The following is a 25753-nucleotide window of genomic DNA, read 5'->3' as shown; positions in this document are numbered from 1 at the left end:
GCAGTTCCTTCCGTGTAGGGCCTGACTAGGCGCCCGGTGTCACACCGGGCGCCTCTTCGTGTGTTCACCGTCTTTCGGCGACGACCGTGATCTCGTTGCGGTTGTGGTGCAGCTGCCGCGCATGCAGTACGTCGTACTCCGCGCGAAGCACGTCGAGTCCACGGCGGGCGCCGTCGAGCGGGTTCTTGCCGCCGCCCTTGAGCGTGACGATCGCCAACCCGTCACGACGCAGGTGCGCGGCGGCGTCGAGCATCATCCGGGCGCTCAGCACCTGGTCCATCCGCATGTCGTTCACCACGACGTCGAACCGCACCCGGTTCTCCGCGAAGAACCGGCCGGCTGTCGTCGCCGCGTGATGGATCCCGCGGTCACCCAGCAGCCGCTCGTCCAGGTAGCCCGGGTCGACCGACCACACCTCCTGGCCGTGCTGCCGCAGGATCCGTGTCCAGCCGCCCGGTGAGGCGCCCAGGTCGACCGCCTTGCCGCCGGGCCGCAGCTCCAGCCCGAAGGTCGCGATCGCTTCCTCCAGCTTGAACTCCGACCGCGACACCCGCTCCTCGCCGCGCGCCAGCCGCATCCGGCCGCCCGGCCAGTCCGACAGGCTGTCCGCGAGCCGGTTGACGCCGAGCAGCACCGCCCGCGGACTCTCGAAGCACGACACCACCCACTTCTGCCCGGAGCGCGTCACCGCCACCCCGCGCTCGGTGAGAGCCTCCTCGATCCGGTGGTAGTACGAACCGCCGGTCCCCGCGCGATCCGTCCACGCTTGCACCGCGAGCGCCTTCGGATACTCCGGCAGCTCGCCCAGGATCAGCTCGGCTAGCTCGTAGGTCGGCGGCAACTCGTCGAAGGTCCCGAGCTCGGTCGTCAGATGCCGCACGAACATGATCCGCCCCGCAGCACAGGCCGCGGCCAGCTCGTGCACCTCCGGCCCGGTCACCCGGCCGATGTCGGCACCGACCCGCTGGATCGGCACCTTCCCGAACTCGCCGCGGATCTCGCGCACGGCCCAGTCATAACTGTCGGCCGCAACCGAGAACAACACGCTCACCACCAGACCGTACCGAAACAGAACGCGGATCCACCCATCCACCGCCCGAACGACTCGCCCCCGGGTACCCGGCACCCCGCCGTACTGGCACTCACCCCGCCGCGTGCCCAAAGAGCAGCCGACCCACCTTTGGGCACGGATCAGTCGTTCGTGGGGCACGGGCGTGGTTGGTGGGTGCTCAAGGTGCCGGTACGGCGGGGTGGCGTCGGCCGGCGAGCGGGGTGAGGTGGGAGGCACTAACCTTCCGGGCGTGGAGGAACTGACGGTCGGGGCGTTGCGCGCGTGGGCTCGGACCGCGTTGGTGGAGTTGCGGCGGGCGCGTGCCGGGATCGACGAGCTGAACGTGTACCCGGTGCCGGACGGTGACACCGGGACCAACCTCTACCTGACCTGGGAGGCGGCGTGTGAGGCGCTGCCGCAGGGCGAGCTGACGTTCGCGGAGGCGGTGCAGGCGTTCGGCCGTGGCGCGTTGCTGGGGGCACGCGGCAACTCCGGCGTCATCACCTCGCAGCTTGTGCGCGCGTGCGGCATGCGGCTCGCCGAGAATCTGCCGCGGGACCGCGACAGCGACGGCGTACTGGCTGATCCGCGGATGAGTGAGGCCGCGGCCTTGGCCGATGCGCTCACGTACGCCGCCGATGCCGCGTACGGCGCGGTCGCGGAGCCCGTCGAGGGAACCATGCTGACCGTCGCCCGCGCGGCCGCCACCGGGGCGATGACGGCTGCTAACGACGGCAAGAGCCTCGCCGAGGTCTGCCTGGCGGCGGTCGCGTCCGCGCGGCACGCACTCACCCGTACGACGGAGCAGCTCGACGTACTGCGCCGGGCGGGCGTGGTCGACGCCGGGGGAGCAGGGCTGGTCGTGATCCTCGGGGCGATGGAGTCCGTGCTCACCGGCCGGGCGGTCACGATCGACGTACCGGCTCGGGTCGAACCGCAGGAGGTTGCGGGGGATCTGGATCCGGAGGGGCCGGCGTACGAGGTGATGTACCTCCTGGACGCCGCTGACGAGGCCGTGGCGGACTTCCGGCGGCAGCTGGCAGCCCTGGGTGACTCCGTGGTCGTCGTCGGCGGAGACGGCCTCTGGAACGTCCACGTGCACGCCGATGACGTGGGGGCCGCGATCGAGCTCGGGATCGCGATCGGGCGTCCGCACCGGATCCGGGTGACTCACTTCGCCGACCAGCCACACCACGAGGCGCCGCTGGGTCGCGCGGTGATCGCGGTTGCCGCGGGTGCCGGGCTGGCTGAGCTGTTCACCGAGGCCGGCGCCAAGGTGGTGGTCGGCGGACCGGGCCGACGCTGCTCGACCGGCGAGATCCTGGCCGCGATCGAGAAGTCGCAGGCGACCGAGATCGTGTTGCTGCCGAACGACAAGGACTCCATCGCAGTCGCCGAGGCCGCCGCCACCGCGGCCCGCCAGGGCGGTCTGCGAGTCGCGGTGATCCCGACCCGGGCGCAGGTCCAGGGCTTGGCGGCGATCGCCGTCCACGACGCCGCGGCGAGCTTCGACGACGATGTCGTCCACCAATCTGCTGCCGCCGGACAGACGCGGCACGGAGCGGTCACGATCGCCGTGAAGGACGCCTACACGATGGCCGGTCGCTGCCGGATCGGCGACGCCTTGGGGGTCGTCGACGGCGATTTCGCGTTGATCACCGAGGATCTGACCGAGGCCGCGGTCGGGGTCGTCGACCGGCTGCTGGGTGGTGGCGGTGAGCTGCTCACCATCGTGACCGGGCGGGACGCGGACCCCGAATTGGCCGCCGCGATCGAGCGGCACGTACGGCGGCACCGCAAAGATGTCGATGTCGTGGTGTACGACGGAGGGCAGGACAGGTACCCGTTGCTGATCGGGGTGGAATGACTGTGGTCAATTTTTCGGCCGACATGGACCGCAAGCTCCGCGACTTCGTCGGAGCCAAGACGGCCAAGACTTTCGCGGACGTGCTCGCCATCGAGACCGTCGGCGACCTGCTGCGCCACTACCCACGGCGGTACCTGAAGAAGGGCGAGCTGACCCCCTTCGACGAGCTGGAGGTCGGCGACCAGGCGACGGTCAACGGCCGGGTCAAGAAGGTCACCGTCCGCTCGCTCGACACCAAGGCCGAGATCCCGCTGGTCGAGGTCTCCAAGTGGAGCCGGCGCCGGACGCTGACCAAGGTCGTGGTCACCGACGGCAAGCACGATCTGGAGCTGGCGTTCTTCAACCAGCCCTGGCTGGCCACCAAGCTGACCCCCGGTACGGCGGCGCTGTTCTGGGGCGAGGTGACGATGTTCCGCGACATCATGCAGCTCAAGGCTCCGGGCACCGAGATCCTCGACGACGAGGACCTCAGCGAGGCCGAGATCGAGCGCCGGGCCCGGCCGTTCCGGCCGCTCTACCCGGCGACCGCGAAGTTGCCCACCGCAACGATCGAGCGCAGTATCAAGATCGTCCTGGACAACCTGAGCGAGGATCTCGAGGATCCGGTACCGGAACTGATCCGGCGCCAGGAGAAGCTCGTCGGCCTGGTCGAGGCGTTGCGGAAGGTGCATCTGCCGGAGACCGAGAAGGACATCAGCGACGCCCAGAACCGGTTCCGGTTCGAGGAGGCGCTGGTGATGCAGACGATTCTGGCGCAGCGGCGGGCGGTCACCGACGCGCTGAAGGCGGTCCCGCGGCCGAGGGTCTCCGGTGGGCTGCTCGACGAGTTCGACGAGCGGCTGCCGTTCTCGCTGACCGCGGGCCAGGCCGAGGTGGGCGAGGAGATCTTCGCGGACCTGGAGCGGCCGCACCCGATGCACCGGTTGCTGCAGGGCGAGGTCGGCTCCGGCAAGACCGTGGTGGCGCTGCGCGCGATGCTGTCGGTCGTCGACAACGGCGGCCAGGCGGTCCTGCTGGCCCCGACCGAGGTGCTCGCGACGCAGCACCACAAGACGTTGACCAAGATGCTCGGTGACCTCGCCCTGCAGGGCATGCTCGGCGGCGCGGAGCACGCCACGAAGGTCGGTCTGCTGACCGGTTCGCTGAACGCGGCAGCCCGCCGTACGGCGATGCTGGACGCCGCGAGCGGAGCCGCCGGGATCGTGGTCGGGACGCACGCGTTGCTCGAGGACAAGGTGCAGTTCGCCGATCTCGGACTGGTGGTGGTCGACGAGCAGCACCGGTTCGGCGTCGAGCAGCGGGCCGCGCTCAGCGCCAAGTCCGGTGACAACACGCCGCACGTGCTGGTGATGACCGCCACGCCGATCCCGCGGACAGTCGCGATGACCGTCTTCGGCGATCTCTCGGTCTCGACGCTGACCGAACTGCCGGCCGGACGGTCGCCGATCCAGTCCTCCGTCGTCCCGGCCAAGCAGAAGCCGGACTGGCTGGAGCGGGCCTGGACACGGGTCCGTGAGGAGGTCGGCAAGGGCCACCAGGCGTACGTCGTCTGCCCGCGGATCGGCGACGACGTGAAGAACGCGGCCGACGAGGAAGGCGAGCTGGCGGCCGGCGACGAGGAGGGCGGCGACGGCAAGAAGCAGGCCCGGCCGCCGATCTCGGTGCTGCAGATGGCCGAGGCCCTCGGCGAGATCCTGCACGACCTGCGGGTGGAGATCCTGCACGGCCGGTTGCCGGCCGACGAGAAGGACGCGGTGATGTCCCGGTTCGCGGCCGGCCAGGTCGACGTGCTGATCGCGACCACGGTGATCGAGGTCGGCGTCGACGTACCGAACGCCTCGACGATGGTGATCATGGACGCCGACCGGTTCGGGATCTCGCAGCTGCACCAGCTGCGCGGCCGGGTCGGCCGCGGCAAGGTGCCCGGGCTGTGCCTGCTGGTCACCGACCTGTGGGACGGCACCAAGTCGTACGGTCGGCTGGCCGCGGTGGCGTCGACGACGGACGGCTTCGAACTGTCCCGCATCGACCTGGAGACCCGCCGCGAGGGTGACGTCCTGGGCGTCGCCCAGTCGGGCAAGCGGACCAGCCTGAAGCTGCTCAGCGTGCTGCGCGACGAGGAGATCATCCTCACCGCCCGGCACGTGGCCCAGTCGCTGGTCTCGATCGACCCCGAGCTCAACGACTACCCGGCGCTCAGGTCCTTCGTCCGCAGCGCCCTGGAGTCCGAGTCCACCGAATACCTGGAGAAGACATGACGCGGATCATCGGTGGCGTCGCCGGCGGGCGGCGGATCGCCGTACCGGCGGGGGACGGGACGCGGCCGACCACGGATCGGACCCGGGAAGCGTTGTTCTCGTCGCTGGAGGCGGAGTTCAGCAGCTTCGACGGCGTGAACGTCCTCGACCTGTACGCCGGGTCCGGGGCGATCGGGCTCGAGGCGCTGTCGCGTGGCGCGGCCAAGGTGGTGCTGGTCGAGTCGGACCGGAAGGCCGTCGAGGTGATCGCGGCGAACATCAAGGTGGTCGGGCTGCCCGGAGTGACCGTGCTGAGCCGGCCGGTCGAGAAGCTGGCCGCGGGGGAGCCTCCGGCGGAGTTCGACCTGCTGTACGCCGACCCGCCGTACCGGCTGGAGACCGCCGAGCTGCAGGACGTGCTGGTCGCGCTGGCCGGCAACGGCTGGCTGGCCGCGGACGCGTTCGTGGTCGTCGAGCGCGGGAAGCGGGAGCCGTGGGAGTGGCCGGAGGGGTTCGCGGCGCTCCGCGACCGCAAGTACGGCGAGGCCCGCCTTTGGTACGGTCACCGGCATGGCTAAGGCGGTGTTCCCCGGGTCGTTCGACCCGCCCACGATCGGCCACCTCGATGTCATCGCCCGGGCGGCGCACGCCTTCGACGAGCTGATCGTCGCGGCCGGGGTGAACCGGTCCAAGCAGCGGCTGTTCAGCGACGAGGAGCGGGTCGAGATGCTGACCGAGCTGGCCGAGCCGTTCCCGAACGTGCGGATCACCACCTTCGACGGCCTGCTCGTCGATTTCTGCACCGAGCAGGGCGCGAGCGTGATCGTGAAGGGCCTGCGGACCGCGGCCGACTACGACTACGAGCTCCAGATGGCCCATCTGAACCGCCGGATGACCGGCGTCGACACGGTCTTCCTGCCGAGCGCGGCCGAGCACGGGTTCATCTCCTCGAGCTGGGTCAAGGAGATCGCCAAACTCGGCGGCGACGTCACGTCCTTTGTGACACCGGCTGTTCACACTCGGTTACAGGCGAAACACCGATAGGCCCCGAATTGGGTGTCGGGCCGGGTAGTTGATAATGTGGTCTACCGGTCTCGCTGAGACCGAGATTTATGCCTGCCCACGCCTGAAAGGGATGTCCTGAGCGTCTTGGATCCGCGGTCCCCACTCGTGATCGAAACCCACGAGCTGTCACGCCGCGCCGGGTCCCAGCGCGAAGTCTCTTTCACGGCCGCAGCACCGGCAGATCTCGGTATCGACGTGATCGGCGTCCCCGAGGGCGACCCCATCCAGTTCGACTTGCGGCTGGAAGCGGTTGTCGAAGGGGTTCTCGTGACCGGATCGGCCAGTGGCCGGCTGGTCGGGGAGTGCGCGCGGTGCCTGGTCGATATCGAGGACGAGTTCCTCGCTGACGTCCAGGAGCTGTACGTCTACCCGGAGAGCGAGGCCGAGCCGGACGAGGCCAGCCGGATGGAGGGCGATCTGATCGACCTCGAGCCGGCATTGCGGGATCAGGTGGTGCTCGCGCTACCGTTCCAGCCGCTGTGTTCGGACGACTGTCCGGGACTGTGCCCCGAGTGTGGGGTGCGCCTGGTGGAGGAGCCCGGCCACAAGCACGAGGACGGGGGAGACCCCCGGTGGGCCGCCCTGGGCGGACTGCTCCAGAACGACCAGCAAGACAACTGAACAACGAACACACGCACACCAGCCGGCCGGGTCTACCAGCCCCCGGCCGAACCGAGGAGTCATAACCGTGGCCGTTCCGAAGCGGAAGATGTCGCGCAGCAACACCCGCAACCGCCGGGCTCAGTGGAAGACCACTGCCCCGTCGCTGGTGACCTGCGTGAACCCCGCCTGCCGCGCCAAGCACCTGCAGCACACCGTTTGCCCCACCTGCGGCCAGTACGGCGCGAAGGGCGAGCGTCGCCAGGTCGTCGAGAGCTAAACGGCACCCATCAGTGAATTCATCAGTCGACGCCGGGCCTGACCCGGCGCACGGGGGGCTCTACGCCGAGCTGAACGAACGGCTCGGCGTGGCGCTGGCTGACAATTTGCTGGAGCACGCCTTCACCCACCGCTCGTTCGCGTACGAGAACGGCGGGCTGCCGACCAACGAGCGGCTGGAGTTCCTCGGGGACTCCGTGCTCGGGGTCATCGTGACGGAGTCGCTGTTCCGCAACCATCCGGACCTCTCGGAGGGCCGGCTGGCCAAGCTGCGCGCCGCCGTGGTCAACATGCGTGCGCTCGCGGGCGTCGCCCGTGAGCTCAACCTGGGCAAGTACCTGCGGCTCGGCCGTGGGGAGGAAGCCACCGGCGGCCGCGACAAATCGTCGATCCTGGCCGACTGCGTCGAGGCACTGATCGGCGCCGTCTACCTGGACCGCGGGTTCGAGGTGGCCGGCAGCGTCGTGCACCGGCTGTTCGACGACCTGATGGAGTCCTCGGCCCGGCTCGGCGCCGGCCTGGACTGGAAGACGTCGCTGCAGGAGCTGGTCGCCCAGCTCGGTGTCGGCGTCCCGGAGTACGTGATCGCCGAATCCGGTCCCGACCACGCCAAGACGTTCGAGGCGCGGGTCCGGATCGGGGCCGACACCTACGGTCACGGCATCGGCCGGAGCAAGAAGGAAGCCGAGCAGCAAGCTGCCGAGACCGCCTGGAAGGCCCTGCGCGCCGCGCACCCCGACAGCACGGACCCGTCCCAGCAGCCGTAACATCCGCTGGTGCCCGAGCTCCCAGAGGTAGAGGTGGTCCGCCGCGGTCTGGCGGACTTCACCACCGGCCGCACCATCGACGCGGTCGAGGTCCTGCATCCCCGCCCGGTCCGGCGTCATCTCGCCGGCCCGGACGATTTCGTCGCCCGGCTCAAAGGGCAGGTGTTCGCGGAGCCGGCCCGGCGCGGGAAGTACCTCTGGCTACCGCTCACCTCGGGTGACGCGATCCTCACCCATCTGGGAATGAGCGGCCAGTTCCGGGTTCAGCCGGTCGGCGCGCCGGACGAAGCGCATCTGCGGGTCCGGTTCCGCTTCGCCGACGACGGCGGAGAGGTCCGGTTTGTGGACCAGCGCATGTTCGGTGGTCTGTCCTATTCCGAGGGTGGCGCCGAGCTGCCCGCCGAGATCGCCCATATCGCCCGGGATCCGTTCGATCCGCTGTTTGACGCCGAGGCCGCGGCGGCCGCGCTCCGCCGCCGTCGTACGGGGCTGAAACGGGCGTTGCTGGACCAGACCGTGGTCAGCGGGATCGGCAACATCTACGCGGACGAAGCGTTGTGGCGGGCGAAACTGCACTACGCGCGGGCCACGGATTCGCTGAAACCCTTGCAGGCAAGGGAAATTCTCCGGCACGCCCACGAGGTGATGGCCGAGGCGCTCGGCGTCGGCGGGACCAGCTTCGACGCCCTGTACGTCAACGTGAACGGCGAATCGGGCTACTTCGAACGCGGCCTGAACGTCTATGGACAAGAGGGTTCGCCGTGCCCGCGGGACGGCCGGCCGATCCGCCGCGAGCCGTTCATGAACCGCTCCTCGTTCCGCTGTCCGAGATGTCAGCCGGTTCCGCGGCTGGTCCGCTGGTGACGAGGTATTGTTAATAAGTGTGGCCCAGGTTGACCGCCCGCCGAACGGGTGTCACTCTGAAAGACGGTACACATTTTCAGCGCTCCCCATCGCGATCTGAGCAGGGGTGCGCCACACCCGGCCAGAACCCTTCCGGAGGACAGCACAATGGCCAAGGCTCTTTTAGGGCACCTTGGAGGCACTGACCCGCGCATGCTCGAGCAGGTTCGTCTGCTCAACCGGCGTGTCGCCGATCTGGAGGCGCACGTGATGCGTCTGCAGGCAGAGAACGACCATCTCGTCGCACAGGTCCATGAGGGCCGGCTGCTGACGGTCGACGAGGCTCTGCGTACTCCCGCCACGGTCTGAGGACCTGGCACTACTTGCACAAGGGCGGCGGTGGCCCCCGTTCCGGGCCTCCGCCGATTGTGCTGTTCTCAATGTTGTGCGCCCACCATCCATCCGCCTGCCGCTCCGACCGGTAGGCCTGCACGGTTTTGCCCGCGCCGGTTTGTAGACTGGGCGGCGGAACTACTTCCCCGGGTAGCGACAGCGTTACGAGTTGCGACGGTTCCTTCGGTATCGTCTGTCCTTTCACGGGTTGGAGAGCATCGCTTTGTATCTCAAGAGCATGACGCTCCGAGGCTTCAAGTCGTTCGCGTCGGCCACGACGATGAACTTCGAACCGGGGATCACCTGCATCGTCGGTCCGAACGGCTCCGGGAAGTCGAACGTCGTCGACGCGCTCGCCTGGGTGATGGGTGAGCAGGGCGCGAAGTCACTGCGCGGCGGCAAGATGGAGGACGTCATCTTCGCCGGCACCTCCGGCCGTTCGCCGCTGGGCCGCGCCGAGGTGGTGCTGACCATCGACAACACCGACGGCGCCCTCCCGATCGAGTACGCCGAGGTCACGATCAGCCGGACGATGTTCCGCAACGGCGGCTCGGACTACCAGATCAACGGCCAGAGCTGCCGGCTGCTGGACGTCCAGGAGCTGCTCAGCGACTCCGGTATCGGCCGCGAGATGCACGTCATCGTCGGCCAGGGCCAGCTCGACTCGATCCTGCGCGCGACCCCGGAGGGCCGCCGCGGCTTCGTCGAGGAGGCCGCCGGTGTCCTCAAGCACCGCAAGCGCAAAGAGAAGGCGATCCGGAAGCTGGAGGCCACCGAGGGCAACCTGCACCGGCTCGGCGACCTGATCACCGAGATCCGCCGCCAGTTGAAGCCGCTCGGGCGCCAGGCGGAGGTGGCGCGCCGGGCGGTGACGATCCAGGCCGAGGTCCGCGACGGCCGCGCCCGGCTGCTCGCCGACGACATCGTCCAGGCCCAGTCCGCGCTCGAGGCCGAGCTGGCCGACGAGGCGCGGATGACGGAACGCCGTACCGAGATCGAGGCCAAGTTGCGCGAGGCGCGCGACCTGGAGGCCGAGCTCGAAGAGGCGCTGCGCGAGGACGCTCCGGCGCTGCAGGCCGCGCAGGACACCTGGTACCAGCTGTCCGGCTTCGGCGAGAAGATCAAGGGCACCGCCCGGATCGCCGCCGACCGGATCCGCTCGCTGAACGACGAGGCCGACGACGGCCCGCGCTCGGGACGCGACCCCGACGAGCTGGAGCTCGAGGCCGCCCGGGTGCGCGAGACCGAGGCGCAGATCGAGGCCGAGGTCGAGGCCCACTCCGAGCTGCTGGCCGAGGCCGTCGAGCGCCGCCAGCTGCTGGAGAACCAGGAGGCCGAGGAGGAGCGCCGGATCTCCGCGCTGATCCGGGCCGCCGCCGACCGTCGTGAGGGTCTGGCCCGGCTGACCGGCCAGGTGAACGCGCTGAAGAGCCGCGCGGCCGCCGCGGAGTCCGAGATCGGCCGGCTCACCACGAACATGAACGAGGCCGAGGCCCGCGCGGCCAAGGCCCAGCACGACTTCACAGCCCTGGAGACCCAGGTCGCCGGCCTGGATGCCGGTGAGCGCGGCCTCGACGATCAGTACGAGGCGGCTCAGTCGGTTCTCGACGAGCTGGACGAGCGGCTGGCCAAGCTGCGTGCCGAGGAGCGGGACGCCGAGCGTGAGCGGACCGGTCTGAGCGCCCGCAAGGAGGCCCTGGAGCTGGGCCTGAACCGCAAGGACGGCGCCGGCGCTCTGCTGGCCGCCTCCGAGCAGGTCACCGGCCTGATGGGTTCGGTCGCGGCGCTGCTCAGCGTCCGCTCCGGCTACGAGACGGCCATCGCGGCCGCGCTCGGCGAGGCCGCCGACGCGGTCGCCATCACGCATGTGGACGCAGCGCTGGCCGCCGTCGGTCATCTCAAGGAGCACGACCTCGGCCGCGCCGGGATGCTGCTCGGTGACGCGCCGGCCGACGACTACGCGACCTGGCCCACCCTCCCGTACGGCGCTCTGTACGCCGTCGATGTCGTCGAGTGCCCGCAGAACCTGCGGCCCGCCCTGCGCCGGCTGCTGCGCAAGGTCGCGGTCGTCGAGGATGTGGCGGCAGCACAGTCGCTGATCCGCACCTTGCCCGACGTCACCTGCGCTACGCGGGCGGGCGACGTACTGGGTGCACACTTCGCGTACGGCGGATCCGACGCGGCACCGAGCCTGATCGAGGTGCAGTCGGCGGTCGACGAGGCCGCGGAGAAGCTGATCGAGGCGACCGCGCGCAGTGAGCGGCTGCGGTTCGAGCTGGCGGCGCTGGAGGACGAGCGCTCCCGGCAGAAGGAGCACGTCGAGATCACGCTGGCCCGGCTGCACGAGTCGGATGCCGCGATGGCGGCGGTGGCCGAGCAGCTCGCGCACTTCGGGTCGCTGGCCAAGGCGTCCCGCGGCGAGGCGCAGCGGATGGCCGAGGCGATCGCCGCGGCCGAGGCCGAGCGCGACAAGAACCTGTCCGGCCTGGCCGAGCTCGAAGAGCGGCTGACCGACGCCGAGATGTTCGACGAAGAGGGCGACGAGCCTGACACGTCGGCGCGCGACCGGCTCGCCGAAGAGGCGAAGGCCGGCCGGGCGGCCGAGATGGAAGCGCGGCTCGCGCTGCGTACCACCGAGGAGCGCGCCCGGGCGCTGTCCGGCCGGGCCGACCAGCTGGAGCGTGCGGCCCGCCAGGAGCGCGAGGCGCGGGCCCGGGCGGTTGCCCGAGCTGCTCGGCGCGCTCGCCAGTCCGAGGCCGCGCAGGCCGTGCACCTGGCGACCGGCCACGTGCTGGCCCGGCTGGAGCACTCGCTGCAGCTGGCCGCGACGGAGCGTTCCGCGATCCAGGCACAGCGCGCCGATCGGGAGCAGGCGCTCGCGCAGGCCCGCTCGGCCAGCCGCAACCTCAGCTCCGAGCTGGAGCAGCTGACCAACACCGTGCATCGGGACGCGCTGGCCCGGGCTGAGCAGAAGATGCGCCTCGAAGCGCTGTACGAGAAGGCGCTCGGCGAGCTGGGCATCGCGGTCGAGCAGCTGGTCGCGGAGTACGGTCCCGACCAGCTCGTGCCGCCGCTGCCCAAGGACGGCGACGACAACACCCTCGAGCTCGAGGGCGAGCCGTTCGACCGGGCCAAGGTCGAGAAGCGGCTCAAGTCCGCCGAGCGCTCGCTGAACCAGCTCGGCCGGATCAACCCGCTCGCGCTCGAGGAGTTCGACGCGATGGAGGAGCGGCACCGCTTCCTGTCCGAGCAGCTCGAGGACCTGCGCAAGTCCCGCCGCGACCTGATGGACATCGTCAAGGAGGTCGACGACCGCGTCGAGCAGGTCTTCACCGAGGCCTACCGCGACGTCGAGATCGCCTTCCAGCACGTCTTCAGCCGGCTCTTCCCCGGCGGTGAAGGCCGGCTCATCCTGACCGACCCCAGCGACATGCTGGCGACCGGCATCGACGTCGAGGCCCGCCCGCCCGGCAAGAAGGTCAAGCGCCTCTCACTGCTCTCCGGCGGCGAGCGCTCCCTGGTCGCGGTCGCCTTCCTGGTCGCTCTCTTCAAGGCCCGCCCCTCGCCCTTCTACATCCTGGACGAGGTCGAAGCGGCCCTCGACGACACCAACCTCGGCCGCCTCCTGGAGATCTACGAAGAGCTCCGCGAGAACAGCCAGCTCCTGGTCATCACCCACCAGAAGCGCACCATGGAGGTCGCCGACGCCCTCTACGGCGTCACCATGCGCGGCGACGGCGTCTCCGCCGTCATCTCCCAACGCATCCGCGAACCCGAACCCGTGTAGCAGGCGGACCGCCAGCCCATCACAATCGGCCCCGGATCCCCTCCAGCCGAGCGTGAGCCTGCGTCCGAATCGGCAGTTGTGATGGCCTGGGCCGTCCTCCCGGCGCCTTGAGCACGGTTCGACCATGTGGCCGGGCGCAGGACGGTCGAGGGATGCTCAAAGTGCGGCTGCCGGGCGCCTTGAGCACGGATCGATCGTTTGGTCGCGCGCTGAGTGGTTGAGGGGTGCTCAAGGTGGGGTGGCTTGTGTTTGCTGAGACGACCGGTCATATTGGGGTCATGGCCAGACGGAGTATGCGGGAGGAGATCCTCGAGTCCGGGGTGGAGTTGTTCCTGGAGCGGGGGTTCAATGCGGCGGCGGTGAAGGACATCACCGACCGGGCGGGGGTGCCGAAGGGGTCGTTCTACAACCACTTCGAGAGCAAGGAAGCGTTGGGCGCGGTCGCGCTGGAGCGGTACGGCGAGCGGCTGCGGATGGCGGATCTGGCTGACCGCACGGTGCCGCCGGTGGAGCGGGTGCGCCGGCACTTCGAGTTCTTGCGCGGTGACCAGCCGAAGTTCAGCCAGGGCTGCATGTTCGGCAACTTCGGCGCCGAGATCGTCGACCACAGTGAGCCGTTGCGGCTGCGCGTGAAGGACGGCTGGGGGAATTGGGTGCAGCTCCTGGCCGAGGCGATCGCGCAGGGGCAGGCCGAGGGGCAGATCCGGGCCTCGCTCGACCCGCAGCAGACGGCTCGCTACCTGACCAGCGCCTGGGAAGGCGCGCTGCTGCAAGCGCGGACCGATAAGTCCGGCGAGGCCTTTGAGGCGTTCTTCGCGGTCACGTTCGACGCGCTGCTGGCCTGAGCTTTTCAGCCGTCCTCAACTGAGGACGGCTTTCGTTCGAGGATCTCAAGATGACCGACCGTCTTAGAAGGAGCAGCTCGATGAAACTGGTACTGAAGGAGGTCGGTGCGGTGGCGAACATCGTGGCCGACGAGAGCGTGGTGACGGCCGGGCCGGAGGAGGTGCTGGTCACGATCGAGGCGGCGACGGTCAACCCGTCCGACGTGAAGCTTGCCGAGGGCAAGTACGGCTATCGGCCGCAGGAACTGCCGTTCGCGATCGGCACCGAGGGCATCGGGCGAGTGAGCGGTCCGGCGGACAGCGAGTGGCTCGGCAAGCGCGTGCTGATCGTGCCGAACTACGAGCAGGGCACCTGGGCAGAGGTAGTGGCAGTGAAGACCGCCAACCTGATCGAGCTTCCGGAAGCGGGTGATCCCCTGCAGCTCGCGACGGTCGGGGTCAACCCGTTAACCGCCTACCTCGCGCTGAAGCAGGTGGACCTGCGGCCGGGTGACTGGGTCGGTCAGAACCTCGGGAACTCTGCGGTCGGCAGGGCCGTGATCCAGTTGGCGCGCCACGCCGGGCTGCGCACGTTGAGCGTCGTACGGAGTCCTGAAGCGGCTGCTGGGCTGGAGTCGGATGTGGTGCTGGTCGACGGTCCGGACCTGGCCGAGCGGATCAGGTCCGAGCTGGGCGATGACCAGCTGCGGCTGGTGCTCGACGGGACCGGTGACGCCACAACCGCAGCACTCGCCTCGGCGGCCGAGTTCGGTGGCACAGTGGTGACCTATTCGTCGGTGACCGGGCAGACGCCGCCGGTCGGTCTGCGCGACATCATCTATCGCCAGCTGCGCATCGTCGGCCTGTGGATCATCAACTGGACGACCAGTGCGCCCCGCGCCGAGCTCGAGAGCGTGTACGGCGACCTGGTGCGGCTGACCGTGGACGGCGTACTGCGCACCGAGGTGGCGGCCACCTATCCGGTCGCCGAGTACGCCAAGGCGCTAGAGCACGCGGGCCGTGGTGGCGGGAAGGTGCTCTTCAGGCCGTGATCGTCATCGAGGCGAGCTGATCACCCTGGACGTCGAAGGTGAAGTGCGACGGGCCGTTGAAGCCGTCGCCACCGACCTGCGTGAGCAGGGTGATCGGGTTGCCCGGGGTGGCCACCTGTGTGTCGGTGAACGTCGCTCGCTTGCCGATCAGCTCGTTGTCGCTCCAGGAACGGATCTGCTCGTGACCGCGGAACTGGCGGCCCCAGTCGTCGACGTACCCGTCGTCGGCGAAGGCTGCCACGAACGCGTCGTTGTCCTGCTCGTCGATCGCGGTAAGCGCACGCTGGACCGCGGCTGGGATCTCTTGGCTCGTAACGCGATTGAACCACTGACTGCGACCGCACGTATGGCAGGTGTTCAACGGAGATTTCGAGGAGGACCTGATGAGGCGTGTGGCCGGTGTGGTGGCAGCGATGGTGCTGGGGCTCGGTGTACTGACTGCTTGCGGTGACGACAAGGGCGCGGACAGCAACTCCAGTACGGGGGCTGCGGCTCAGCTCAAGACGGCGGACAGTGGACTCGGCAAGATCCTTGTCGACGGCAACGGCCGTACCGTGTACGTGTTCGACAAGGACACTGCGGGAAAGTCGAACTGTGAGGGCGACTGCCTGGCCAAGTGGCCGGCGGTAGCGGCCGGCGACAGCACTCCGAAGCTGGACGGCGTGGAGGTCTCGACGATCACCCGGTCCGACGGCAGCAAGCAGTTGGCGGTCGGAGGAATGCCGCTCTACCTGTTCGCCGCCGACTCCAAAGCCGGTGAGACCAAGGGGCAGGCCGTCGGCGGTATCTGGTGGGTTGTCGGTCCGGACGGCAAGAAGATCACGACTCAGCCGTCGAGCGATGGCAACTCCGGCTACTGAGTACTACCCCACGTGGGCACCCGCTATCGTTCCGACGGTGGGTGCCTACGAGGGTCAGGACGCGGCCGAGACATTCGTCCGCTCCCTGTACGCCGAGCACGGGCGCAGCGTGCTCGCGTACGCGACCCGTTTGACCGGCGACCGCGCTGCGGCGGAGGACGTCGTACAGGAGACTCTGGTGCGGGCGTGGAAGCACGCTGATGACCTGGATCAGACCAAAGGCTCGGTGCGCGGTTGGCTGCTGACGGTGGCTCGCAACATCGTCACCGACCGCGCTAGAGCGCGAGCAGCACGACCTGTCGAGGTAGCGGACGTTGTAGACCGGCCACCGGTCCAAGGTGACCACTCCGAGTCGGTGGTGAACACCATGGTGGTGCTGAGCGCTCTGGACCAGGTCTCGCCCGAGCACCGCGAGGTGCTGGTGGAGCTGTACTACCGAGGTCGTTCGGTCGCCGAGGCGGCCAAGGAGCTCGGTGTGCCGCCAGGTACCGTGAAATCGAGAACGTACTACGCCCTCCGAGCTCTGCGCGCGGTGCTGGCTCGACCGGAGGTGACCCAATGAGTGAGCATGATCGCTCGCAGCTGGGCGCCTATGCGTTGGGCGCGCTGGATCCTGCCGAGAGCCGTGCGGTGGACGAGCACCTGGCCACCTGTGCCGAGTGCCGGACCGAGCTGGCCGAGCTCGAGGAGATGAAGGAGTTCCTCGGCGAGGTGCCGCCGGAGGCGTTCCTGGACGGAGCTCCCGATGACGGTGACCTGCTGCTGCAGCGCACCTTGCGAGAGGTGCGGGACACCCGTGCGCCAAGCCGCAAACGGAAGCCATGGCTGTTGGTTGCGGCCGCGGTGGTCGTGCTGGCGGGGGTGCTGGGTGGCGGCGTGTTGATCGGTCGTCAGACCGTGGATCAGGCCGATGCGCCTGTCCCGGGTTCCAGGCAGGTGACGGCGACAGATGCGAACAGCGGTACGACGATGACGACGACTGTGGAGCCCCGCGAGGGCTGGACCTGGGTGCGCGTCCAGATCACCGGTCTGAAGTCTGGTGCGGAGTGCGTGATGGTCGTGACCGACAAGGCCGGCAAGACGTGGACCGCGGGCAGTTGGCTCGTGTCGGACCAGGCCGCGCAGGGCGGTAGCCGGTTCGGTGGTGGAGTGCTGGTGCCTCCGGATCAGGTGCAGTCGGTGGAGATCAAGACGGTGCAGGGCGAGCACGTCGTCACTACACCGGTCTGAAATCTTCTTGCGGCGCGCGAGAGGATGTACTCGTGGCTACCTCCGCAGACGACCTCCGAGCCCGCCGCAAGTCCGCCGCTGAGAACTGCGACCGCTGGTTGTCGCGTGCGTCGGTGCCGGCGCCGGAGCGATTGCGACGCCTGGCTGAGGCGGCTACTGAAGACGAGAACGACACCTATGGCCGCGGCGGAGCCATCGAGGCCCTGGAGCAGGAGGTCGCGGAGCTGCTCGGCAAGCCGGCCGCTGTGTTCATGCCGTCCGGCATCATGGCGCAGCAGAGCGTCCTGCGCGTGTACGCCGACCGCTCCGGAAGCAAGCGGGTTGCGGTCCACGGGCAGTCCCACCTGCTGGTGCACGAACTGAACGCACTGGAGGAGGTGCACCAGCTCCGCATCGAACGCCTGACGTCCGAGCCGCGGCAGCCACGGCCGGACGAGCTGGCCGCCATTCCCGGCAAGCTCGCCGCAGTGACGCTGGAACTGCCGCTCCGTGAGCCGGGGTTCCTACTGCCGACCTGGGATGAGCTGGTCGTGTTCGCGGAGGCTTGTGCGGAGCGCGGCGTACCGCTGCATCTGGATGGTGCGCGGCTGTGGGAGAGCACGCCGTACCTGCAGCACAGCCCGGCGGAGATCTCCGCGCTGGCCACCTCGGTCTATGTCTCGTTCTACAAGGGCCTTGGCGGTCTGGCCGGTGCAGTCCTGGCCGGACCCGAGGACCTGATCGCGGAGTCCCGGCGCTGGCAGCGCCGACTCGGCGGCAACCTCTACACAATGCTCCCGTACGCCGTCGCTGCGCGCGAGGGACTCCGTACGGCGCTCCCACTGATGGGCGAGCTGCACGAGCGCGCGATCGAGGTGGCAATCGCCTTGCAGGGCGAGGGCTATCGGGTGGTGCCCGATCCGCCGCACACCAACTCGTTCCAGGTGTACGCGCCGCGGGACACCGCCGCGATCGAGGCTGCTGCCATCGATCGCATGGAGCGGACCCGCGAGTCGATCTGCGGTCCGTGGCAGGCGGCCGCCATACCGGGGTGGTCGTGGATCGAGCTGGTGATCACGCCGGAGACCCTGCAGTGGCCGGTGGCCGAGATCACCAAGGCCTACGGGGAACTTTTACGGGCTTGAGGACGTCAACCCCGTAGACGCTGGGGATCTGTGTGGGGAATCGGGGAGAGAAGTGCTGACGTTCGTTGTTGCCATGGTTGTTCTGCTGGTGCTGGCCGGGCTGGTCCTGCTGGCTGTAGCCCGCGGCGAAGGCAAACACTTCGGCTAGCCTCCTCCGATGAGACAGCTCATCTTCCAGGAGTACGTCACTCTCGACGGGTACGCCGCCGACGCCGCTGGGGAGCCTTCGTTCTTCGGCACGATCGGCGAGCACGAGGCCGAGGACCGGGCGACCTTCGAGCGGATCGACACGATGCTGCTCGGCGCCGAGACCTACCGGTTGTTCGTCGGCGTCTGGCCGTCGGCGGACCATCCGATGGCTCCGTTGCTGAACGCACTGCGCAAGGTAGTCGTTTCGACGACCATCGAGGATGCGCCGTGGGGATCGCACGAGCCGGCGACGGTGGTTCGCGACCTGGACGCCGTGCGCGCACTGAAGGCCGAGGACGGCAAAGACATCATGCTGTGGGGCAGCATCTCGCTGTTCCGTTCGCTGCTGGCCGCCGGCCTGGTCGACGAGGTCGAGCTGCGCGTCTGCCCGCTGCTGCTCGGCGCCGGGCGCAGCCTGTTCCCGGCCGACGGCTCCAGGCTGGGTCTGGAGCTGATCGAGGCGCGTCCTTGGGCTGGGAACGGCGTGCTGCTGCGCTATCGGCCTAACTGACCGCGTTGACGATCGCCTTCACGATGGGGGCGGCGACGGTGATGGTCGGGACGACCAGGAGCAGTGCGGCGAGCGTGTAGGTGCCGGCGGCGAGTGCTGGGCTGCCTGGCTCCGGGTCGGCCAGTCGTTGGACTCGCAACACGGTGGACGACTTGGCAGCAGCCAGGCCGGCCTCGGGTGCGGGTGAGCCGGCCAGAGCGACCAGTGCCCGCGCCAACGGGCGCGGACCGTTGCGGCGGCGTGCGTCGTCGTCGGCCAGCAGTTCGACCAGTGTGCGTGCTTGCTCCAGTGCGACCTCGCTGCGCACCCAGCGCGGGAACGCGGCGTGGAGCGCGGTGAACGCCTCCAGCACCAGGTCGTGCCGGGCGCGTAGGTGTGCCTGCTCGTGAGCGAGCACTGCCTTGAGCTCGGACTCGTCGAGACGCTCGAGGGCGCCGACGGAGACCACCACGCGATGTCCGCGCAGGGCTGGGAGGCAGTAGGCCAGTGGTGTCTCCTCGGCCAGCACACGCAGACCGGGAACCAGACCGTCCGGTGTGGCCAGTACGTCGACCAGGTCGCGATGCCGGCGGCGCCGGGCACGGGTGCCGACAGCCACCTTGCCGGTGGCCCACAGCAGTCGCAGCACGACCAGTGCGGTCATGGCGAGGATCGCTGCGGCCAGGAGGTCGCGGGGCGAGGACGGATTGAAGCGTGGCTCACCAGGCTGGCCGGCGGTGGAGTAGGACAGCGCGATACCGGCGCCGAGCGCGGCCAGTACGGCGGCGAGCGCGATGGCCTGCCACAGAGCGACCGCAGCGCGCGGGACCCGATAGGGCCACGCGGAACGTGCCAGCAGAGCCGGCGCCGGTCCGGTCAGCACCAGGGCCAGGACGGCGAGCAGGACCGGGGTGATCACCCCTCCCGCTCCTCCAGCCGGGCCAACGCCTCCCGGAGCAAGGCCGCTTCTTCGTCACTGACCTGGTCGACGAACCGGACCAGGGCCTCGCGCCGGTCGCCGGCGCGGTCGAGGGCGTCGCGCATCAGGTCGGCGGCCAGCTCCTCGCGCGGTGCGGCCGCCCGGTACCGCCAGGCCTTGCCGTCGCGCTCGCGCTCGGTCAGCTTCTTCTTGGCCAGCCGGTCCAGCACCGTCATCACGGTCGTGTAAGCGAGGTCGCGCGTCGTCGACACCTGCTCGTAGACCGCGCGCACGGTGAGTGCGTCGGGCGCCGCCCACAACTGCTCCATGACGACCCGCTCGAGGTCGCCGAGCGGCCGCGGGGCCTTTTCCTCACTGGTCACGTGACCAGTATAACTACGCGTTGTAGTAGATCCGCGCTACGATCTACTACGTACCGTCGTAGATGGCCCTGGAGGGTCTCATGGACACCTTGGATCTGGCCCGGTGGCAGTTCGCCGTCACCACGGTCTACCACTTCTTCTTCGTGCCGGTGACGATCTCGCTGGTCGCGATCACCGCCGGCCTGCAGACCGCGTGGTACCGGACCGGCAAGGAGAAGTACCTGCGGCTGACCAAGTTCTACGGCAAGTTGTTCCTGATCAACATCGCGATGGGCGTCGTCACCGGTCTCGTCCAGGAGTTCCAGTTCGGGATGAACTGGAGCGACTACTCGCGCTTCGTCGGCGACGTCTTCGGCGCGCCGCTGGCCCTGGAGGGGCTGCTCGCGTTCTTCGTCGAGTCGACCTTCATCGGGTTGTGGATGTTCGGCTGGGACCGGCTGCCGAAGCTCGTGCACCTGGGCTGCATCTGGATGGTGGTGCTGGGCACGCAACTCTCGGCGTACTTCATCCTCGCCGCCAACTCCTGGATGCAGAACCCGGTCGGCTTCCGCTACAACGCCGAGCGCGGCCGGGCCGAGCTGACCGACCTCGGGGCGGTGCTGACCAACAAGGTCGTGCTGGTCACCTACCCGCACACGATCTTCGCCGCGTTCATGGTCGGCGGTGCGTTCGTCGCCGCGGTAGCGCTCTGGCACCTGCTCCGACGGCCGACGGTGGATCGGGAGATCTTCCGGACCGCGCTCAAGATCGGCGCGGTGATCGTGCTCGCGGCCAGCGCCGGCGTCGCGATCAGCGGCGACCAGCAGGGCAAGGTGATGACCGAGGTGCAGCCGATGAAGATGGCAGCCGCCGAGGCGCTCTACGAGACCGAGAAGCCGGCTTCGTTCTCGGTCTTCACGATCGGCACGCTGGACGGGTCGAAGGAGATCTTCTCGATCAAGGTGCCGTACCTGTTGTCGTTCCTCGGCACCGGTCACTTCGACGGCGAGGTGCAGGGCATCAACTCGCTGCAGGAGGCGTACGAGAAGCTCTACGGCCCCGGCTCCTACAGCCCGAACGTGCCGCTGGCCTACTGGACCTTCCGGCTGATGATCGGCGTCGGGATGGCGTCCGGCGCGATCGCCCTGTGGTTGCTCTGGGCAACAAGGAAGGGCCGGGCGCCGGCCCCATGGCTGATCTGGGCGGTCGCGCCGCTACCGCTGCTGCCGCTGGTGGCGAACTGCTTCGGCTGGATCTTCACCGAGACCGGACGCCAACCCTGGCTGGTCTTCGGGCTGCTGCCCACCGCCTCCGGCGTCTCGCCAGGCACCACAGCCGGGGAGGTGATCACGTCGCTGGCCGGCTTCACCGTCCTGTACGGCGTGCTCGCGGTGGTCGAGGTGAAGCTGATGCTCCGCACCATCCGCGCCGGCCTGGCCGGGACGGACGCACCGGCACCGGGATCTGAGCCGGACGACGATCCCGAAACCGCCAAGCCGCTCTCGTTCGCGTACTGAAGGGCTGACTGATGGAGCTCACGACTGTCTGGTTCCTCGTGATCGCGGGGCTGTGGACCGGGTACTTCGTGCTGGAGGGGTTCGACTTCGGGGTGGGGGCGCTGCTGCGGGTGATCGGCCGGGACGAGCCGGAGCGCCGGGCGGCGATCACCACGATCGGACCGGTCTGGGACGGGAACGAGGTGTGGCTGGTGATGGCCGGCGCGGCCACGTTCGCTGCGTTCCCCGAGTGGTACGCGACGCTGTTCAGCGGGTTCTACCTGCCGCTGTTCGCGATCCTGGTCGGGCTGATCCTGCGTGGTGTCGCCATCGAGTACCGCGGCAAGCGCGCCGACCTGGCGTGGCGCGGCCGGATGGACACGTTGATCACGATCGGGTCGGTGGTGCCGGCGCTGCTCTGGGGGATCACGTTCGCCAACCTGGTCCGCGGCGTACCGCTGGACAACTCACACGAGTTCGTCGGCAGCCTGGGCGATCTGTTCGGTCCGTTCGCACTCCTCGGCGGGGTGACGTTCGTGGCGGTGTTCGTCACGCATGGCGCGATCTTCCTGGCGCTGCGCACCGAGGGCGTGCTGCGCGAGCGAGCGAACCGGCTGGCAGGACGGCTCGGTGTGGTGACGGCACTGCTGACAGTCGCCTTCCTCTGGTGGGCACAGGCGCTGCGCGGTGACACTGCTTCGGCTCTCGTGGCCGGTGCCGCGGCGCTGGCCTTCGTCGGCGGGCTGGTGGCCAACCGGTTCGGCCGTGAGGGCTGGGCCTTCACCGGTACGGCGGTCGCAACCGGCCTGGCCGTGGTGTCGTTGTTCGCAGCGCTGTTCCCGGTGGTGATCCCGTCCACGCTGGATCCGCAGTCGACGCTCACCGCGGTCGAGGCGGCGTCGACGGCGTACACGTTGAAGATCCTGACGATCATCTCGGCGATCTTCACGCCGATGGTGCTGCTCTATCAAGGCTGGACGTACTGGGTGTTCCGCAAGCGGGTCGTGGTGGCATGAAGCCTCTCGATCCTCGGTTGCTACGGCGAGCCAAGGCGGCCCGCGCCTTCCTGGCGACGTCGGTGCTGATCGGTATCGCCAGCGGTGTCCTGATCATCGTCCAGGCCGTGCTGCTGGCCAAAGGCATCGCAGGGGCGGTGCTGCACGGCCAGGACGTGACTGGCGTCGCCTGGGCGCTCGCTGCAGTAGTGGCAGGGCGTGCGGCGTTGCTATGGCTGCAGGAGGTGGTGGCACAGCGTGCTGCGGCGGCCGTGAAGTCCACGCTGCGGCGGCAGGTGCTGGAGCACGCCCTGAAGCTCGGTCCGGTGTGGCTGAGTGGTGAGCGGAGCAGCGCGCTGACCACGTTGCTGACCAAGGGCCTCGACGACCTCGATCCGTACTTCGCCCGCTACCTGCCCCAATTGGTGCTCGCGGCAACGGTTCCGGCCGGAGTGGTCGGCTGGATGGCGACCGGTGACCTGATCGCGGCCGGGACGGTCGTCGTCACGCTTCCGTTGATACCGATCTTCATGGCGCTGATCGGCTGGGCGACTCAGGCGCACAGCAAACGACGTCAGCAGGCGCTCGGCGTGCTGGCTCATCACTTCACGGATGTGGTGACGGGTCTGCCGACGCTGAAGCTGTTCGGTCGCGCCAAGGCCCAGCAGGACGCCGTACGCCGGGTGACCGATCGGCACCGGGTGGCGTCGATGAGCAGCCTGCGGGTCGCGTTCCTGTCGTCGTTCGTCCTCGAACTGCTGGCCAGCATCTCGGTGGCGCTGGTCGCGGTCGGCGTCGGGCTTCGGCTGATCGATGGTCACCTCGGACTGGAGACCGCGCTGATGGTGCTGATCCTCGCGCCGGAGGCCTACCTGCCGCTGCGTCAGGTCGGTCTGCACTTCCACGCCAGCGCGGACGGGGTTGCCGCCAGTGAGGAGGTGTTCCGGGTGCTGGAGACGCCACTGCCGGAGCGCGGCGAGCGGACCGACGTACCGGACCTGCGGACGCACACTCTGCAGTTGTTCGACGTGACCGTGCGGTATCCGGGACGGTCGGAGCCGGCGCTCGAGGGGTTTGACCTGGAGGTTCGGCCGGGCGAGGTGGTCGCGCTCACCGGAGCCAGCGGTGCTGGGAAGTCGACAGTGCTCGCGGTGCTGCTGGGCTTTGTTGCGCCGGAGCGCGGTGTGGTCGTGATGGGTGGCAGTGCGGCGGACGAGTTCGAACCGGCCGAGTGGCGGCGGCAGTTCGCCTGGGTGCCGCAGCGGGCAGGCCTGCGGATGGGGACAGTCGCGGACAACGTGCGGTTGGGTCGGCCGTCCGCTTCGGATGACGACGTGCGGCTGGCGCTGCACGCAGCCGGTGCTGGTGAGCTGGAGCTGGACAAGGCGGTGGGTGAGCGCGGCCAGTTGCTGTCGGGAGGTCAGCAGCGACGGGTGGCCTTGGCGCGCGCACTGATCACCGATGCGCCGGTGCTGCTGCTCGACGAGCCAACCGCGGGCCTGGACGCCGAAGCTGAGGCGGCGGTGGTTGCCGGGCTGCGTGCAACCGGCCGGACTGTCCTGATGGTCGCGCACCGGCCCGCGCTGATGGCGGCCGCCGACCGAAGTGTCGTGGTGGGGACCCGAGAGTTGGTGACCGCATGAGCAAGCGAACCAAAGCCGCGGCGAGCTGGGGGTTGGTGCGGCCGGAGCGTGGGGTTTGGTGGCGGTTGGGGCTTGCGTTGCTGGCGGGGGTGGCTGCGTCTGGTTCTGCGGTGGCGTTGCTGGCGACGTCGGCGTGGCTGATTACGACCGCTGCGGCTCAGCCGCCGGTGCTGATCTTGATGGTTCCGATCGTGGCCGTGCGCGCGTTCGGTGTCGGCCGGGGCGTCTTCCGGTACGTCGAGCGCCTGGCGGGCCACGATGCGGCGTACCGAGTGCTGGGGGAGACGCGGGCGCGGATCACCGGTCGGTTGGAGCGGATCGCGCCCGGTGGGTTGAGCGGTCGCAGGCAGGGCGATCTGCTGGCGCGGTTGGTGCTGGATGTGGACGCAGTGCTCGACCTGTGGCTGCGCGTGCTGCTGCCGGTGGCGGTCGCGATGGTGACGGCTACTGCGACTGTGGCGCTCCTCGCGCTGCTGCTGCCGACTGCGGGAGCTGCTGTCGCGGTGGCGGTGCTGATCGCGTGCACCGTCGTGCCCTGGCTGACGGCGGCGACAGCGGCGCGGGCGGAGCGGAGGCTGGCGGGCGAGCGTGGTGAGGTGGCCGCGGCTGCCACCGAGACGCTGCTGACGGCTGGTGACATCGTCGCGTTCAACGCGGTGGACGACGTACTGGCGGAGTTCAGCGCGCGGGACGCGAGGCTGGCGGCGGCTGAGCGCCGCTCGGCCTGGAGTGCTGGGCTCGGCGGAGCGCTCCTCGTGCTGTGTGTGGGCGGCGCGAGCATCGCCGGACTCGTGCTGGGCAGTACGGCGAACATCACCGGCGCGGTCTTCGCGGTGCTCGTGCTGACACCGCTCGCCCTGGCCGATGTTCTCGGTGGTATCCCGGCCGCCGCACAGCTCGCCATCCGGGTGCGTGCGGCCCTCGCCCGGGTGCAGGAGCTGGTCGACGCCCCGGAGCCGGTGCACGAGCCCACCACGCCCGCGCCGCTCCCGCGCGGACGCGACCTGGAGGTGAAGCAGCTCCACGTCGGGTACGACGACTACGGACGAGGCAGCGACCCGCTTCGGCACGACGACGTGCTGGACGGGCTCAGTTTGAGCATGCCAGCTGGAAGTCGCGTGGTGATCACCGGACCGAGTGGTTCGGGCAAGAGCACCCTGGCGGCGGTGCTGCTTCGGTTCCTGGAGCCTCGCAGCGGCGAAGTGCTCCTCGACGGGGTGGATCTGGCGAGCCTTGACGGTGACCAGGTGCGGTCGGTGGTCGGGCTGCTGACACAAGAGAGCCATGTGTTCGATACGACCATCCGGGAGAACCTGCTGCTCGCCCAGCCCGGCGCCAGTGACCTGCGGTTGTGGCGCGCGCTGTACCTCGCCCGGCTCGGGGTGTTCGTCGAGGGGCTGCCGGACGGGCTGGACACGATGGTCGGTGAGCACGGCGCCCGGTTGTCCGGTGGTGAGCGGCAGCGGCTGGCGTTCGCCCGGTTGCTGCTCGCGGACCGCGACGTACTGGTCCTGGACGAGCCGACCGAGCATCTGGACGAGGAGACCGGTCGGGCGTTGCTGGAGGATCTGTTCACCGCGGCGGGGCAGCGGACCGTCGTGCTGCTGACCCACCGGCCAGAGTTAGCGCCCGCTCACGCACTGCGACAGTCGGTGCGGCTGCCGTGATTGATGCGGGCGG

At 69.2% G+C, this 25753-nt stretch carries 25 protein-coding genes; 21 read left to right on the top strand and 4 right to left on the bottom strand.

What is annotated here, in order from left to right:
• Positions 1–64: 64 nt before the first annotated feature.
• Positions 65–1051, bottom strand: coding sequence for an SAM-dependent methyltransferase (locus tag ABZS29_RS32440; protein WP_355467778.1), 987 nt, complete (start codon positions 1049–1051; stop codon positions 65–67).
• A 250-nt stretch (positions 1052–1301) separates the two neighbouring features.
• On the opposite strand from ABZS29_RS32440, the gene ABZS29_RS32435 reads away from it, so the two are divergent.
• The 12 genes from ABZS29_RS32435 to ABZS29_RS32380 all read left to right on the top strand — a co-directional run bounded on the left by ABZS29_RS32435 (position 1302) and on the right by ABZS29_RS32380 (position 14765).
• On the top strand, positions 1302–2918 hold the full coding sequence (locus tag ABZS29_RS32435) for a DAK2 domain-containing protein (protein ID WP_355467776.1): 1617 nt from the start codon (positions 1302–1304) through the stop codon (positions 2916–2918).
• A 2-nt stretch (positions 2919–2920) separates the two neighbouring features.
• Positions 2921–5176: an ATP-dependent DNA helicase RecG gene (gene recG / locus ABZS29_RS32430; protein WP_355467774.1), complete on the top strand. Its 2256-nt coding sequence runs from the start codon at positions 2921–2923 to the stop codon at positions 5174–5176.
• Positions 5173–5733, top strand: coding sequence for a 16S rRNA (guanine(966)-N(2))-methyltransferase RsmD (gene rsmD, locus ABZS29_RS32425; RefSeq protein ID WP_355467773.1), 561 nt, complete (start codon positions 5173–5175; stop codon positions 5731–5733). The genes recG and rsmD overlap by 4 nt, the downstream gene beginning before the upstream one ends.
• Complete coding sequence (gene coaD, locus ABZS29_RS32420) at positions 5726–6199, top strand: pantetheine-phosphate adenylyltransferase (protein WP_355467771.1); 474 nt, start codon at positions 5726–5728, stop codon at positions 6197–6199. Before rsmD ends, coaD begins: the two co-directional genes overlap by 8 nt.
• A gap of 126 nt (positions 6200–6325) precedes the next feature.
• Positions 6326–6841, top strand: a complete 516-nt coding sequence (locus tag ABZS29_RS32415; RefSeq protein WP_355467769.1) for a DUF177 domain-containing protein — start codon at positions 6326–6328, stop codon at positions 6839–6841.
• 67 nt (positions 6842–6908) lie between these two features.
• Positions 6909–7100: a 50S ribosomal protein L32 gene (gene rpmF, locus ABZS29_RS32410; protein WP_131355175.1), complete on the top strand. Its 192-nt coding sequence runs from the start codon at positions 6909–6911 to the stop codon at positions 7098–7100.
• 13 nt (positions 7101–7113) lie between these two features.
• Complete coding sequence (gene rnc, locus ABZS29_RS32405) at positions 7114–7866, top strand: ribonuclease III (protein WP_355467767.1); 753 nt, start codon at positions 7114–7116, stop codon at positions 7864–7866.
• A gap of 9 nt (positions 7867–7875) precedes the next feature.
• Positions 7876–8730, top strand: a complete 855-nt coding sequence (mutM, locus tag ABZS29_RS32400) for a bifunctional DNA-formamidopyrimidine glycosylase/DNA-(apurinic or apyrimidinic site) lyase (RefSeq protein WP_355467765.1) — start codon at positions 7876–7878, stop codon at positions 8728–8730.
• 192 nt (positions 8731–8922) lie between these two features.
• Entirely contained in the window at positions 8923–9078 is a 156-nt protein-coding gene (locus ABZS29_RS32395) for a hypothetical protein (protein WP_238176310.1), read from the top strand.
• Between the two features lie 247 nt (positions 9079–9325).
• Positions 9326–12889, top strand: a complete 3564-nt coding sequence (gene smc / locus ABZS29_RS32390; RefSeq protein ID WP_355468357.1) for a chromosome segregation protein SMC — start codon at positions 9326–9328, stop codon at positions 12887–12889.
• 278 nt (positions 12890–13167) lie between these two features.
• The gene (locus tag ABZS29_RS32385) at positions 13168–13734 is read left to right on the top strand and encodes a TetR family transcriptional regulator C-terminal domain-containing protein (RefSeq protein WP_355467763.1); all 567 of its coding nucleotides are present in this window, start codon (positions 13168–13170) and stop codon (positions 13732–13734) included.
• 80 nt (positions 13735–13814) lie between these two features.
• Positions 13815–14765: a zinc-dependent alcohol dehydrogenase family protein gene (locus tag ABZS29_RS32380; RefSeq protein WP_355467761.1), complete on the top strand. Its 951-nt coding sequence runs from the start codon at positions 13815–13817 to the stop codon at positions 14763–14765.
• Here the strand turns inward: ABZS29_RS32380 and ABZS29_RS32375 are convergent.
• Positions 14755–15126 (bottom strand): nuclear transport factor 2 family protein, encoded by a 372-nt coding sequence (locus ABZS29_RS32375; RefSeq protein ID WP_355467759.1) that lies wholly within the window; start codon positions 15124–15126, stop codon positions 14755–14757. The two genes, ABZS29_RS32380 and ABZS29_RS32375, sit on opposite strands and share 11 nt — an antisense overlap.
• A gap of 22 nt (positions 15127–15148) precedes the next feature.
• On the opposite strand from ABZS29_RS32375, the gene ABZS29_RS32370 reads away from it, so the two are divergent.
• The 5 genes from ABZS29_RS32370 (at position 15149) to ABZS29_RS32350 (ending at position 18679) form a co-directional block, all read left to right on the top strand.
• Positions 15149–15625, top strand: a complete 477-nt coding sequence (locus tag ABZS29_RS32370; RefSeq protein ID WP_355467757.1) for a hypothetical protein — start codon at positions 15149–15151, stop codon at positions 15623–15625.
• A 37-nt stretch (positions 15626–15662) separates the two neighbouring features.
• Positions 15663–16187, top strand: a complete 525-nt coding sequence (locus ABZS29_RS32365; protein ID WP_355467755.1) for a sigma-70 family RNA polymerase sigma factor — start codon at positions 15663–15665, stop codon at positions 16185–16187.
• Positions 16184–16855, top strand: a complete 672-nt coding sequence (locus ABZS29_RS32360; RefSeq protein ID WP_355467753.1) for a zf-HC2 domain-containing protein — start codon at positions 16184–16186, stop codon at positions 16853–16855. The genes ABZS29_RS32365 and ABZS29_RS32360 overlap by 4 nt, the downstream gene beginning before the upstream one ends.
• A gap of 32 nt (positions 16856–16887) precedes the next feature.
• Entirely contained in the window at positions 16888–17979 is a 1092-nt protein-coding gene (locus tag ABZS29_RS32355) for a beta-eliminating lyase-related protein (protein WP_355467751.1), read from the top strand.
• A gap of 157 nt (positions 17980–18136) precedes the next feature.
• Positions 18137–18679, top strand: coding sequence for a dihydrofolate reductase family protein (locus ABZS29_RS32350; protein WP_355467749.1), 543 nt, complete (start codon positions 18137–18139; stop codon positions 18677–18679).
• Here the strand turns inward: ABZS29_RS32350 and ABZS29_RS32345 are convergent.
• A complete protein-coding gene (locus tag ABZS29_RS32345) occupies positions 18672–19577 on the bottom strand; it encodes a M56 family metallopeptidase (RefSeq protein WP_355467747.1) in 906 nt (301 codons plus the stop codon). The genes ABZS29_RS32350 and ABZS29_RS32345 overlap by 8 nt on opposite strands.
• Positions 19574–19960: a BlaI/MecI/CopY family transcriptional regulator gene (locus ABZS29_RS32340; protein ID WP_355467745.1), complete on the bottom strand. Its 387-nt coding sequence runs from the start codon at positions 19958–19960 to the stop codon at positions 19574–19576. Before ABZS29_RS32340 ends, ABZS29_RS32345 begins: the two co-directional genes overlap by 4 nt.
• An 80-nt stretch (positions 19961–20040) precedes the next feature.
• On the opposite strand from ABZS29_RS32340, the gene ABZS29_RS32335 reads away from it, so the two are divergent.
• The 4 genes from ABZS29_RS32335 to cydC are packed head-to-tail and all read left to right on the top strand — an operon-like array spanning position 20041 to position 25740.
• Positions 20041–21456 carry a cytochrome ubiquinol oxidase subunit I gene (locus ABZS29_RS32335; protein WP_355467743.1) on the top strand — a complete coding sequence of 472 codons (1416 nt, stop codon included), beginning with the start codon at positions 20041–20043 and terminating at the stop codon, positions 21454–21456.
• A gap of 11 nt (positions 21457–21467) precedes the next feature.
• Positions 21468–22451, top strand: a complete 984-nt coding sequence (gene cydB / locus ABZS29_RS32330; RefSeq protein ID WP_355467741.1) for a cytochrome d ubiquinol oxidase subunit II — start codon at positions 21468–21470, stop codon at positions 22449–22451.
• Entirely contained in the window at positions 22448–24073 is a 1626-nt protein-coding gene (gene cydD, locus ABZS29_RS32325) for a thiol reductant ABC exporter subunit CydD (RefSeq protein ID WP_355467739.1), read from the top strand. The genes cydB and cydD overlap by 4 nt, the downstream gene beginning before the upstream one ends.
• Positions 24070–25740: a thiol reductant ABC exporter subunit CydC gene (gene cydC / locus ABZS29_RS32320; RefSeq protein ID WP_355467738.1), complete on the top strand. Its 1671-nt coding sequence runs from the start codon at positions 24070–24072 to the stop codon at positions 25738–25740. Before cydD ends, cydC begins: the two co-directional genes overlap by 4 nt.
• Positions 25741–25753: the final 13 nt, after the last annotated feature.

It is taken from the genome of Kribbella sp. NPDC005582 (assembly GCF_040605415.1).
GTDB lineage: Bacteria > Actinomycetota > Actinomycetes > Propionibacteriales > Kribbellaceae > Kribbella.
The sequence above is the reverse complement of the archived record's forward strand: the minus strand, read 5'-3'. Positions and strand labels throughout refer to the sequence as shown.